This is a genomic window from Sorangium sp. So ce281, assembly GCF_051527395.1.
Classification (GTDB): domain Bacteria; phylum Myxococcota_A; class Polyangia; order Polyangiales; family Polyangiaceae; genus Sorangium; species Sorangium cellulosum_B.
Genome location: NZ_CP150322.1, coordinates 9,965,486 through 9,977,485, shown reverse-complemented (window position 1 = coordinate 9,977,485; position 12,000 = coordinate 9,965,486). Strand labels below are relative to the sequence as shown.

The window sequence follows — 12,000 nt, the reverse complement described above, 5'->3', positions numbered from 1 at the left end:
GGGAAGGGGAGGGCTGGCGAGCGAGGGGCGCCGGCCGCGCCGGGGCCGCCTGCCCGGGGGCGCTCAGAACACCGGCGTGAACGTGCGTGGGGCCTTCTTCTTCCGGAGGCAGCGGGTCGCCCTGCTCATGTAGCAGACGGTGAACGCTCGCCTCGGCTGGCCGCTCCGGTTCACGGCGGAGCAGTGCCAGAGGTAGTTGTGGATCAGCAGGGCCTCGCCCGCGCGCGCCGGCAGCGCGATCTTGCGGGCGTCCGCGTCGGCCGCGCGTACGCGGTCGGCCGGAATGACGCCGCCGAGCGGCGTCGCGAGCCCGTCGATGTGGCTGCCTTCCAGCACCTCCACGCAGCCGCCGCCGGCGGGCGCGTCGTCGAGCGCGGTCCAGATCTGCAGCTCGGGGTCGCGATCGAGCCCCCAGTAGCTGCCGCCGTCCTGGTGCCAGGGCAGCGGCGTCCCTCCGGACGCGGGCTTGTTGAAGAGCACGGCCCGGTAGATGGAGACCTCTCCGTCGATGAGCGCGCGCGCGATCCTCTCGAAGAGCGGGTTCTCGATCCAGGCGAGGAACAGCGGGTCCTTCTCGAGCTTCTCGAGCTTCCGGTACGACGTGCTCGGCCCTTGGTAGCCCTTGCCGTACGGCAGATCCTCGTAGCGGCCCGACGCGGCGTCGTGCTGGAAGAAGAGCCCGGGGTACGTGACGCGCCCGAGCATCAGGTCATCCGAGCGCGCGCGCAGCGCCGCGAGCCCCGCGTCGGTCATCACGCGCCCGAGGCGGGCGTGGCCGCGGGCGGCGTAGTCGGCCAGGGGGCCCGCGAGATCGAGGTCCCTGGCCCCGGGCAGCAGGAGCTCGATCATCGCGCGTAGCTCGCGTCGGTGCCCAGGTGATCGCGGTAGAGCGCGTCCATGCGCCGCGCCGCCTCCTCCGAGAGCGGGCGCCCGACGGCGTCGGCCGCCGCGTCGAGGTGCTCTGCCCGGACCGGGCCGACCAGGATGGAGTCGACGACGTCCCGCCCCGCGAGCCAGGCGTACGACAGCGAGAGCAGGCTCATTCCTTCGTCCGCCGCCACCGCGGCGTAGCCGGCCGCGAGCTCGAACATGCGCCTGCTCCAGTACCGGCGCTGGTAGAGGCCGTTGCGCTCGAAGCGCGAGCCCGCCTGCGTCGCCTCCGGCCCCGCGTGCCGCCCCGTCAAGAGCCCGCCGGCGAGCGGGTTGTACACCGCGGTGGCCAGCGCGTACCGCCGCGCGAAGGCGGCGTACTCGACGTCGAGCTGGCGGATCAGCGCGTTGTAGAGCACCTGAGAGACGGCGGGGCGCGGCGCCCCGACGGCGTCGCGGCGCGCGATGATCTCCAGGATCTGCCACGACGCGAAGTTGCTGACCCCGTACTGCAGGATCTTCCCCTGCTCGAGCAGGGCGTCGATCGCCGACAGCGTCTCCTCGACGGGCGTCTCCGGGTCCGGCGCGTGGAGATAGCAGACGTCGACGCGGTCGGTGCCGAGGCGCGCGAGGCTCTCCTCGACGGCGCGGATCACGCGCTCGCGCCCGAGGCCCTCGGGCCTGCCCCGGACGCGGCGCAGGCCGACCTTGGTGGCGATCTGCGCCTCGGCCCGGCGGCCCCGGAGCGCCCGGCCGAGGATCCGCTCGGACGCGCCGTCCTGGTAGAGGTTGGCCGTGTCGAACGCGGTGATCCCTCGCTCGAGCGCGCGCAGGGTGATGCGCTCGGCCTCCTCGGGCGGCGTGCGGCCGCCGAAGTTCATCGTGCCGACGAGGATCGCGGGCGGCGCGCCCGGCCGCCGCTTCGCCGTCATTCCCGCCCTCACGTCGTCTGCCTTCACGTCAGGCGCCACGCCCTGCTCCTCACGCCCGCGCGACGAGGAGCGCGAGCACGTACACGATCAGCCATACGAGCCACAGGGTGCTCGTCCGCCGCCACCCCAGCCGGAAGCCGTACATCGGCGCGAGCGGCGGCACCACCAGCGCGACGAGCCCGCGCCAGCGCGGCTGGCTCCGGAGCGCGAGCCGCGCGGCCAGCGCGACGTGGGTGGTCACCCAGGCGGCGAACGAAAGGACGAGCGTCGCGGTCGCCGCGATATCCTTCACGGGGCGAAGCCTAGCGTCGCCCGCGCGCCTCGCCTCTGGAAAACGGCGACCCTGGGCAGCGCGGTGACCTCCCGGCGCGGCCCGCGCCCCCGCTCTGTCGCGCTACCAAATCCGGGCTAAGCTTGGCCCGTGCCTCTGCGCAACATGCCGTGGTTTCGTCCGGATTCCTTCCTCTTCGCGCGCGCCGCCCCGCTCGCGACCCGCGGCGCGAGGGCGATCGCGCGCGCCGCCCGCGCCGTCGTCGACCGCGACGGCCGCCTCATCCCCCTGAGCCTGCTCGCCGGCGCGGCGTGCAGCGTCGCCGTCGGCGTCGGCGCGGCCCGAGCGATCTCCGCTCCGCCCGATACGTTGCCGCTCTCCGAGGTGAAGCCGGGCATGAAGGGGTACGGCCTCACCGTCTTCTCCGGCACCACGCCCGAGAAGTTCGACGTCGAGGTCATCTCGACGCTCCGCAATTTCCGGCCGAACCAGGACCTCGTCCTCGTCAAGACGCAGCACCCGCGCCTCGAGGTCGCGCGCACCGTGGCGGGGATGAGCGGCAGCCCGATCTACCTGAACGGCAAGATGATCGGCGCCTACGCGTACGGCTGGCTCTTCGGCGCGGAGGCGATCGCCGGCGTCACCCCGATCAAGTCGATGCTCGACGAGCTCGCGCGGCCGCTCCCGCGCGGGATCGCCCCGAAGGTCGGCGGCCCGCTGCCCACCCCGGTGAGCCGCGCCGGTGGTGCGACGCCGCCGCCGCGCGCCGCCGCGCCGGCCCGCCTGCACGGGAGCCGCGGCTTCCTGGGGGCCGTCGACGCCTACGACCTCGCCGGCCACGCCAGCCAGATCGCCGCGCGCGTCGCGCCGTCGCTCGCCCCGCCCGAGTCGACGGGCCTCGCGCGCGCCTCGACGCCGGTGATGCTCGGCGGGCTCGGCGGGACGTCGCTGCGCATCGCGAGCGATCTGCTCGGCCCCATGGGGCTCGATCCGATGCAGGCCGGCGGCGGCTCGTCCGCGAGCCCAGAGCCGGGCGCGCCGACCAGGTACGTCGACGGGGGGGCGATCGGCGTCGAGCTCGTGCGCGGCGACATCTCCGCGATGGGCATCGGCACGGTCACGCGCGTGTCGGGCGACAAGCTGGTCGCGTTCGGCCACCCGATGATGAACGGCGGCGTCACGAACCTCCCCGCCGCGATCGCGCGGGTCCACTGGATCCTCGCGAGCCAGAACCGGAGCTTCAAGATCGGCGAGGCGGTGCGGCCCCTGGGCACGCTGGTGAACGATCGGCAGGCCGCGATCGTCGTCGACAGCTCGGCGAAGGCGCCGGTCTTCCCGATGCGCGTCCAGATCGACGGCGTGGACGGCGCGCCGCACCCGACGTGGAACGTTGAGGTCGCGCACGATCAGTTCCTCGCGCCCGCCTTCGTCTCGATGGCCGTCGGCAACGCCGTCGAGGCGACGACGGCCGAGCGGCGCGACATGACCTGGCGGGCGGTGAGCCAGGTGAAGATCGGGCGCTACGGCACCATCTCGCTCGTCGACTTCGGCGCCGGCAGCGGCACCCCGCTCAGCAGCGACGATTTCGTCCGCAGCCGGCTCGTCCGGGCGATGGGGGCCCTGCTCAACAACCCCTGGGAGGACGTCTCGATCGAGCGCGTCGACACCCGCGTGAAGGTCACCTTCGACCGCGAGGTCGTGCTGCTGCGCGGCGCGAAGGTGCTCGAGCCCGAGATCGAGGCAGGCGCGCCCGCGCGGATCCGCCTGGATCTCCAGCCACATCAGGGCCCCATCGAGTCGCGCGTCATCGAGGTGCCGGTGCCGCGCGAGCTCGCCGGCAGCCGGGTGGACATCGATCTCGCGCCCGGCTACGAGGTGGAGCGCCCGATGGCGACCCCGAACAACGTCGCCGAGCTCGTGGCGATGCTGCCGAGGCAGACCCACGACGCGGAGAGCGTCGTCGCGACGTTCCGGCTCCGGGAGAACGGCGCGGCGTACCGCGGCAAGGTCGCCTCGCGGCTCCCCCCGGGCGCGATGGACACGCTGCGCCCGACCTCCGCGTCCGACGCGCCCGAGACCTTCGGCGCGCAGGTGCAGGTGCCGGTGCGCCTCAAGCGCTTCCTGGTCGGGAAAGACTCCGTGAGCGTCACGGTCCGGCCTATCCTCCGCTGAGCCCGCCGGTCTCCCGCCTCCCTCTCTTCACCTGACCCCCCCTCCATCTTGCGACCCATGAGCACAGAGCGCTCTTCTGCCCATTCCCGAACGCCTCACCCTCGCGCCGTCCCCTCTCCGCGCAGGCTCCTCGCCGCCGCCGTCGCCGCCGCGGGGCTCGTGGCGCTGCCGGCCCACGCGGTGGGCACGCGCAGCTTCGAGCTCCGATCGCTCGAGGACCTGAAGGGCGGGGATCTCACCGGCGTCAGCGTGGACTCGAACGGCGCCGTGCGCGCCGGGCTGACGCTCGGCGCGACGCCGCTGCCGGACGCGACGTCCATCTGGAGCTCCGTGGTGCTGCCGGACGGGACGGTGCTGCTCGGCACGGGCAACGAGGGGAAGATCTACAGCGTCTCGGGCGGCCGGGTCGCGCTCGTGGCCGCGACCGGGCAGATGGCGGTCAGCGCGCTCGCGCTCGCGTTCGATGGCGACGTCATCGCGGGGACCTTCCCCGAGGGCAAGCTCTTCCGCCTGCCGCGCGGCGCGGGCAACGGCGGTCCTGCGAAGGTCTTCGCCGAGCTCCCCGACACCGAGGACGTGTGGGGCCTCGCGTACGATCCCAGGGCGAAGGCGCTCTACGCGGCGACCGGCTCGGGGGGGAAGCTGTTCCGCGTCGACGCCGCGGGCAAGGCCCAGGTGTACTTCGACAGCGACGAGCCGCACCTCATGTGCGTCGCCGTCGGGGACGACGGCGCCGTCTACGCCGGCTCGAACGGCAAGGCGCTCCTCTACAAGCTCACGGCGCCCGGGCGCGCGACCGTGCTCTACGACTTCGACGCCGACGACGTGAAGGCCATCGCCATCGCGCCGGGCGCGAAGGGCGGCGCGATCTACGCGATCGCCAACAAGTACGCCGAGGCGTTCGCCCCCCCGAAGCGCAACCGGAACGGGCCGCCGTCGCCGCAGCCGGCGCGCGCGCAGAAGCCCGGCAAGGGCGTGCTCATGCGCTTCGATCGGAGCGGCGTCGCCGAGAAGATGATGAGCGACGACGACACCCACTACGTCTCGCTCGGCCTCGGCGACGACCTGACGCCGTACGTCGGGACCGGCGCGGAAGGCCAGCTCTACGCCGTGAGCGACAACCACGTCGCGCGGCTCGTCGCCGACACCGACGAGCGCCAGGTCGGCGCCTTCCTGATGGCCGGGCGGCGCAGGTTCGTCGCGACCACCGACCCCGCGGTCTTCCACGAGGTGAAGGGCGTCGGCGGCGCCGACGCGGTGTGGACGAGCAAGGTGCTCGACGCCGGGCTGCGGGCCACGTTCGGGCGCCTTTCGTGGCGCTCCGACGGCGCGCTGGAGCTCGAGACCCGGAGCGGAAACACCGACACCCCGGACAGCACCTGGAGCCCGTGGTCGACGGCGCTCGCCGCGCCGGGCGACGTGAAGAGCCCGCCGGCGCGCTTCGCGCAGATCCGCGCGCGCTGGCGCCGCGATCCGGGCGCGGTGCTCCGCGAGGTGAAGCTCTCGTTCGTCACCGACAACGCGCGCGCCGTGGTCACGTCGATCGAGGCCGCGCCGAAGGGGCAGGCGAAGCCCTCTCGCTCGAGCCTCCCGCCGTCGGGCGGGGAGGCGCCGAAGCCCGTGAGCTCGCTCCAGCTGACATGGAAGGTCGACAATCCAGATCAGGACGACCTCCGCTACCGCCTCTCTTACCGGATGGAGGGGCAGTCGACCTGGCGCAGCTTGCTGAAGCCGGGCGAGAAGGTGACGCGCGCCGAGCACGTATGGGACACGACCGCGCTTCCGGAAGGCGAGTACCGCCTCCTCGTCGAGGCGAGCGACGAGCTGGCGAACCCGCCCGAGCGCACGCTGCGCCACAGCCTCGAGTCCGGCACCGTCCTTGTCGACAACACGCCGCCGGTGTTCCGGGCGCTCGCGCTGCAGGGGCGCCGGCTCACGGGCGAGGTCGCGGACGGCCTCGGTCCGGTCGCGCGCGTCGAGGTCTCGATCGCGGGCCTGGAGGAGTGGCGGCCCATCTTCCCGAGCGACGGCGTCTTCGACGAGGCCGTCGAGCCGTTTGAGGCGGATCTCGGCGCGATCGTGCCGCCGGGCGCGCACCTGCTCGCGGTGCGCGCCTATGACAGCGCGGGCAACGTGGTCACCCGCGACATCGAGGCGCGGTAGGCGCCATCACACACCCTCGCGCGCGGCCCGGCGCTCGGCGCGACACGGGCGTCATGCTTGCGCCAGGGGCGCCCCCGGGCCGAGGCGCGTCCGTGTGCGCGGCGCGCAGGGCGGCGCCCTCCCCCAGGTTGCGCTCGGCGCCCTGGCGGCGACACACCGAATGGGCACATTCTGTGAATGCAAGAGGCGACATGATACGCTCATTCCGCTTGTGCTTTTCTGGTGGTCCTGGAATGAGCTCACACCACGCCCGTCTGCTTTCTGGCCTCGCGGCGGCCTGGGTTTTCGTGCTCTCCGCGTGCTCGATGGGCGACGCCTCGGCGGGTGGGTACGAAGACGGCGGCGGGGTGTTCGGGAGTGGGGGCGGCGAGGGCGCGTCGACCCAATCGGGTGGCAGCCCCCCTCCGCCCGCCAGCGCCAGCGGCAGCGGCAGCGGCGGTGCCGGCGGCGTCGTGAACGAGGACCTCAACATCCCGGCGGCTCCGGAGGCGCAGGACCCCTACACCCGCTTCGCTTACCTGTGCGGCGATGGCTGCACCCCAGGCGGGGAGCCGACCGAGTGCTCGTCGGACGGCGGCGCGAGCACAGGGACGGGGCTCCCTGCCGCGCAGACGCTGCACTGCCAGCTCGTGCTCGACGACGGCGATGCGATCCCGAGCTGCCGGCCGGCGGGCCGCTTCGAGGCAGGCGGCCCTTGTCACAGCGGCGCCGACTGCGCGGCTGGCCTGGGGTGCGTGGCAGCCGACGGGGAGGGCGGCGTGTGCCGGCAGTACTGCTGTGGTCACGTCGAGAGCTGCGCGGCGGGGACGTACTGCGACGAGCGACCGATGGCCGAGTCGGTCGTCGAGGCGAGCGCGAGGGCTCCGGTCCCGATCCCCGTCTGTGTCCCCGCGATGAACTGCGAGCTCTTGAACGACAGCGTGTGCCCGACGGGCCTCACCTGCACGATCGTCCGCGAGGATGGGACGACGAGCTGCGTGGTGCCGGGCGAGGGGCGGGCCGACGAGCGTTGCCCGTGCGCGCCCGGCTTCGTGTGCTCGATGCTGACGAACCAGTGCAAGCAGCTCTGCCGCATCGACAGCAGGGCGCCGGAATGCGGCGCAGGCGCCAAGTGCCAGGGCGGCAGCGCGATCTACCCCGCCGGGTTCGGCGTGTGCGTGAGCACGTCGTAGCCGCCGTCCGCGCGTCGCTCCGTTAAGAAATGTTGTCGAGCCTGGCTCCGGCGCGGATCGGAGCGGCGGGCGCGCGCCGCCGTGGTCATGCTGGACGCGTGCAGCGGCCTCTCCTCTCCTTCGTCGTCTTCATCGCTGTCTTCAGCGCCATCGTGGCAGGCGTCCACTACTACCTCTGGCAGCGCATGATCCGCGCGCCCGAGCTCGGCCCGCTCTGGCACCGCGTCGGCAGCGTGGCCCTGGTGGTGCTCGCGTCGCTGGTGCCCCTCGGCCTCTTGCTCACCCGCGCGCTGCCCCGGCACGTCGCCGGCGTCGTCGCCGGCGTCGTCTACACGTGGGTCGGGCTCGCCGTCCTGCTCTTCTTCCTCCTGCTGACCTCCGAGTTCGTCCGCCTCGGCGCCCACGGCGTCACCGCGCTGCTGAACCAGCCGCTCGACGGCGAGCGCCGCACCTTCCTCTCGCGCGCCCTCGCGGGCGCGGCCGGAGCGCTCGCCATGAGCTTCGGCGTCGCCGGCGCCGCGAGCGCCCTCGGCGACGTCGCCGTCCGCCCGGTGCGCGTCCGCCTCCGCCGCCTCCCCGCGGCCATGTCGGGCTTTCGCGTGGTTCAGCTGACCGACCTCCACATCGGCCCGACGATCGGCCGAGCCTGGCTCGAGCGCGTCGTCGCGCGCGTGAACGCGCTCGAGCCGGATCTCATCGCGATCACGGGCGATCTCGTCGACGGCTCCGTGGGCGAGCTCCGCGAGCACACCGCGCCGCTCGCCGATCTGCGCGCCAGGCACGGGGTCTTCTTCGTGACGGGCAACCATGAGTACTACTCCGGCGCCGAGGCGTGGATCGCGGAGCTCCGCCGGCTCGGCGTGACGGTGCTGCGCAACGAGCGTGTCTCGATCGGCGACGGCGAGCACGGCTTCGACCTCGCCGGTGTGGACGACTGGAGCTCCCGCGGCATGGGCCGCGGCCATGGCCCCGACCTCGCGCGCGCGCTCGCGGGGCGGGACCCTTCTCGCGAGCTCGTGCTGCTCGCGCACCAGCCCAAGCAGATCCTGGAGGCCGCGGAGCGGGGCGTGGGCCTGCAGCTCAGCGGCCACACCCACGGTGGTCAGATCTTCCCGTGGAACTTCTTCGTGCGGCTCGACCAGCCCTACGTGGCCGGGCTGTCCTCGCACGGCGACAGCCAGATCTACGTGAGCCGCGGCACGGGCTACTGGGGGCCGCCGATGCGCGTCGGCGCGCCGTCCGAGATCTCGCTGATCGAGCTCGAAGGCGCCGCCGCGGCGGAGGCCGTGGCGTGACCCGACCGGGCGCTCACTCGAGCGGGTTCGCCGGGTCTCTCTTGCAGTTGATGACCGGCGCCGGGTAGCTGCTCGGATCGGCGATTCGCTCCATGGCGAAGGTAGAGCCCTTGAGATTCAGGGGGAGCGGCCTCGCCGTCGTGCCGGTGATAACGCCACAGATAAAATCGGCGGGCGCGCAGAGGGAGCCGCCGGTCAGCGTGATGGTGGCCTCGAGCTCGCTGCCGGAGATGGAGTTGGCGTCGCCCGGCACGACGAGCGTGGGCAGCTGCGCGGTGAACGTCCCATCGGCGGACAGCTCGAAGGGACCCACGTCGAACGGCTCGCCCGTGGGCGTCTCGCGATCGGCGGCCACGAGCGGCTGGAAGGTCAGCGAGAAGCTCAGGCCGCCGTCGCTGGCCTCGGTGGTCAGGCTGGCCACGAAGAGGATAGGGGCCCGCGGGTTGAGATAGGCCGAGAGGCTGAAGAGGAAATCGCCGTCGACGGCGCCCGCTTCCGGCAGGCAGTTGTCCCCGCCGCCTCCAGCGCCGCCATTCCCGCCGCTGCCACCACCACCCTCGCCGCTGCTCTGGTCTTCGCGGATCGTGGTATCGCGAGCTTCGAAGTCATCGTATCTGCCTTCCGGGTCGGCGCAGCCGATGAGGAGCGCGGCGGTGGTGAGGGCAGCTGAGGCGAGCGTTGTCCGGATGGTGCGGGAGAAAAGCATTTGACACCGTGCGAGAGGTGACATTTGACTTGAGCGGGTAGAACGTTCCCCGACGTGGCAGGTGTTGCAACCCTACCATGCAGGGTCCGCCGCATGCGCCGCATTCCTCCGCCCTCAGAATCGAGAACACCGGATATGTCCATCCACCGCCCCTGTTTCGCGATCTCCGTCGGCCTCCTCGGCGGCCTCGCCTGGACCGGATCCGCGCTCGCCGGTGGGTTCGCGACCGCGCGGTTTGGCGGCGAGCACGGCAACCCGATCACGAGCAATCCGACCGCGGTCTACTACAACCCCGCAGGCCTCGCCGAGAGCGAGGGGATTCATCTATTCCTGGACGGAAATATCGCGCTGCGCGCCGCGTCCTACACGCACTCGGCGGCGGCGACCGATGACGTGACGGTGCCGCGGGCGAACACGGGGGAGGCGAGCCTGTTCAACGTGGCTGCCTCGCCGATGCTCGGCGCGTCGGCCAGGCTCGGCGATCTGGCGCTGGGCGCCGGCGTCTATGTGCCCTTCGGCGGCGCCGCGTCCTGGGACACGAACGCGGCGTTCGAGGGCAATCGCGAGCTCGCCGGGCCGGTGGACGGCGTGCAGCGCTGGCACTCCATCGAGTCTTCGCTCCAGACGATGTTCTTCACCCTCGCCGCCGCCTACAAGATCCCGTCGCTCCGCCTCAGCCTCGGCCTTTCGGGCAACCTGATTCGGACCCAGATGAACACCGTGCGCGCCCGCAACGCCTCCGGCGACAACCTCCTTGCGACCGAGGGGCGCTCGCTGCTCGAGGTGAGCGGCTTCCACGCGAGCTTCGGCGTCGGCGCGCTGGTCGAGGCGGCGCCGGAGCGGCTCTGGATCGGCGCGTCGTACCAGTCGCGGCCGAACGTCACGGGGGGAGAGTCGCTCGAGGGCACGCTCACCAACCGCTTCAGCGGGGTGTCGAGCTCCCCGAGCGACGTGGAGCTGCACCAGGGCCTGCCGGACATCGTGCGGCTCGGCGCCCGCTTCGTCCCGGCCGAGCGCTTCGAGGTCCGGCTCTTCGGCGACTGGACGCGGTGGAGCTCGATGGAAAACCAGTGCCTCACCCAGGTCGGCGCGGCGTGCGAGATCGACCGCGACGGCTTCGCCGGAGAGGGCGCCCGCGTGGTGCAGAACATCGCCCGCCGCTGGGACGACACGTTCGGCGTGCGCGTGGGCTGGAGCCACTGGCCACGGCCCGCGATCGAGCTCTTCGGCGGCGTCGGGTACGACTCCAACGCAGTTCCGGACGAGACCCTGGATCCATCGGCCGTCGATTTCCACGACGTCTCGTTCGCCCTCGGCGGGCGCTTCCATGTCGCGAAGCAGCTGCACCTCGCCGCGTCGTATACCCACCTGTTCTACGTCAGCCGGGACACCACGGGGGACAGCATCACCGCCAGCCTGCATCCCAACTCGAGGGCTCCCGACTCCGGCGGGCACTACGCGCAGAGCATCGGCGTGATCAACCTCAACGTCGATGTCGCCTTCTGAGCGCGGAACCTGAGCGCGGAACCTGAGCGCGGAACCTGAGCGCGGAACCTGAGCGCGGAATCTGCGTGCGGTGACCGAGCGCGAGCCCGCGTCGCCGCGTCGCCGCTCCTCAGGAGGTCGAGCGCCGCGTCCGGCGGAGCAGGCTGAAGATGCGAGCCCCCAGCTCGGGGGCGCGGAAGGGCTTCACCATGTAGTCGTCGGCGCCGCTGGCGAAGGCCTCGACCATGTCCTGCGAGGAGGCGTGCGCCGTCAGGAAGAGGACCGGGAGATCGCGGAGCCCGGGGTCCTGCCGCAGCGTCCGGCACAGGTCGATGCCGGTCATCTTCGGGAGGTTCCAGTCGAGGACCACGAGGTGAAACGGTGAGCCGCGGACCCGCGCCAGCGCCTCTTCCGCGCTCGCGACGGCGACGACGGCGAGCTCGACCGCCTCGAGCATCGCCGACAGGAGCTCGCGGATGTGGGGGTCGTCGTCGACCACGAGGACCCGCGAGCCTTTGCCCTTCAGCCGAGGCGGCGCAGGGGGCGGCGGCGCCCGGCCTGCCGGGCCGGCGCCCTGGACGCCGGATGACGCGGCGGGCCCGGCCCCGTCCGCGGCGCGGAGGAGCGCCGCGGCGTCGGTGTCGGGCACGGATCCGGGGCGGGGCGCCTCCGTCCGCGCGAACTGGGCGAGGCGATGCCAGTCGCGCGGCTCGAACGTGAGCCGCGCCCCCTCCGGTGAGACCGACGCGCACGCCGCGGCCGACGTCGCGCGGCGGTTTTCACCCAGCTCGAAGATGGCGAGCACCCACTCGCCATCGGCCACGACCTCCCCCGCGGGCAGCCCGAGCTCGAGGTCACGCTCCTCCGGATCGCACACGATTTGCTCGAACTGCTGCAGATCCGGGAAGCGGTAGAGGACGCTCCGCACCTCTTG

General features: G+C 72.6%; 10 protein-coding genes. 5 read left to right on the top strand and 5 right to left on the bottom strand.

Features of this window, described 5'->3' with window-relative positions; genetic code table 11:
- Positions 1-63: 63 nt before the first annotated feature.
- Genes WMF27_RS38090 through WMF27_RS38080 form a run of 3 tightly spaced genes read right to left on the bottom strand, consistent with a single transcriptional unit; the run spans position 64 to position 2,094 of the window.
- The gene (locus WMF27_RS38090; RefSeq protein ID WP_437763998.1) at positions 64-849 is read right to left on the bottom strand and encodes a phytanoyl-CoA dioxygenase family protein; all 786 of its coding nucleotides are present in this window, start codon (positions 847-849) and stop codon (positions 64-66) included.
- Entirely contained in the window at positions 846-1,841 is a 996-nt protein-coding gene (locus tag WMF27_RS38085; RefSeq protein ID WP_437763999.1) for an aldo/keto reductase, read from the bottom strand. The genes WMF27_RS38090 and WMF27_RS38085 overlap by 4 nt, the downstream gene beginning before the upstream one ends.
- Before the next feature lie 10 nt (positions 1,842-1,851).
- On the bottom strand, positions 1,852-2,094 hold the full coding sequence (locus WMF27_RS38080; RefSeq protein WP_012240189.1) for a hypothetical protein: 243 nt from the start codon (positions 2,092-2,094) through the stop codon (positions 1,852-1,854).
- Positions 2,095-2,223: 129 nt separating this feature from the next.
- On the opposite strand from WMF27_RS38080, the gene WMF27_RS38075 reads away from it, so the two are divergent.
- From WMF27_RS38075 to WMF27_RS38060, 4 genes are all read left to right on the top strand, one after another.
- Positions 2,224-4,245, top strand: coding sequence for a SpoIVB peptidase S55 domain-containing protein (locus WMF27_RS38075; RefSeq protein ID WP_437764000.1), 2,022 nt, complete (start codon positions 2,224-2,226; stop codon positions 4,243-4,245).
- Between the two features lie 57 nt (positions 4,246-4,302).
- Entirely contained in the window at positions 4,303-6,408 is a 2,106-nt protein-coding gene (locus WMF27_RS38070; RefSeq protein ID WP_437764001.1) for a hypothetical protein, read from the top strand.
- Between the two features lie 233 nt (positions 6,409-6,641).
- Positions 6,642-7,580, top strand: coding sequence for a hypothetical protein (locus WMF27_RS38065; RefSeq protein ID WP_437943412.1), 939 nt, complete (start codon positions 6,642-6,644; stop codon positions 7,578-7,580).
- Positions 7,581-7,678: 98 nt separating this feature from the next.
- On the top strand, positions 7,679-8,875 hold the full coding sequence (locus WMF27_RS38060; protein ID WP_437764003.1) for a metallophosphoesterase: 1,197 nt from the start codon (positions 7,679-7,681) through the stop codon (positions 8,873-8,875).
- 13 nt (positions 8,876-8,888) lie between these two features.
- Here the strand turns inward: WMF27_RS38060 and WMF27_RS38055 are convergent, their stop codons facing one another.
- The gene (locus WMF27_RS38055) at positions 8,889-9,581 is read right to left on the bottom strand and encodes a hypothetical protein (protein ID WP_437764004.1); all 693 of its coding nucleotides are present in this window, start codon (positions 9,579-9,581) and stop codon (positions 8,889-8,891) included.
- Positions 9,582-9,716: 135 nt separating this feature from the next.
- Here WMF27_RS38055 and WMF27_RS38050 point away from each other — a divergent pair, with 135 nt between their 5' ends.
- Positions 9,717-11,087, top strand: coding sequence for an OmpP1/FadL family transporter (locus WMF27_RS38050; protein ID WP_437764005.1), 1,371 nt, complete (start codon positions 9,717-9,719; stop codon positions 11,085-11,087).
- A 109-nt stretch (positions 11,088-11,196) separates the two neighbouring features.
- Here the strand turns inward: WMF27_RS38050 and WMF27_RS38045 are convergent, their stop codons facing one another.
- The gene (locus WMF27_RS38045) at positions 11,197-11,994 is read right to left on the bottom strand and encodes a response regulator transcription factor (RefSeq protein WP_437764006.1); all 798 of its coding nucleotides are present in this window, start codon (positions 11,992-11,994) and stop codon (positions 11,197-11,199) included.
- Positions 11,995-12,000: the final 6 nt, after the last annotated feature.

Bases quoted from the DNA above. Each gene is read 5' to 3' on its own strand.
- WMF27_RS38065 (WP_437943412.1), top strand. From the start codon at position 6,642: ATGAGCTCACACCACGCCCGTCTGCTTTCTGGCCTCGCGGCGGCCTGG.
- WMF27_RS38090 (WP_437763998.1), bottom strand. From the start codon at position 849: ATGATCGAGCTCCTGCTGCCCGGGGCCAGGGACCTCGATCTCGCGGGC.
- WMF27_RS38070 (WP_437764001.1), top strand. From the start codon at position 4,303: ATGAGCACAGAGCGCTCTTCTGCCCATTCCCGAACGCCTCACCCTCGC.
- WMF27_RS38055 (WP_437764004.1), bottom strand. From the start codon at position 9,581: ATGCTTTTCTCCCGCACCATCCGGACAACGCTCGCCTCAGCTGCCCTC.
- WMF27_RS38050 (WP_437764005.1), top strand. From the start codon at position 9,717: ATGTCCATCCACCGCCCCTGTTTCGCGATCTCCGTCGGCCTCCTCGGC.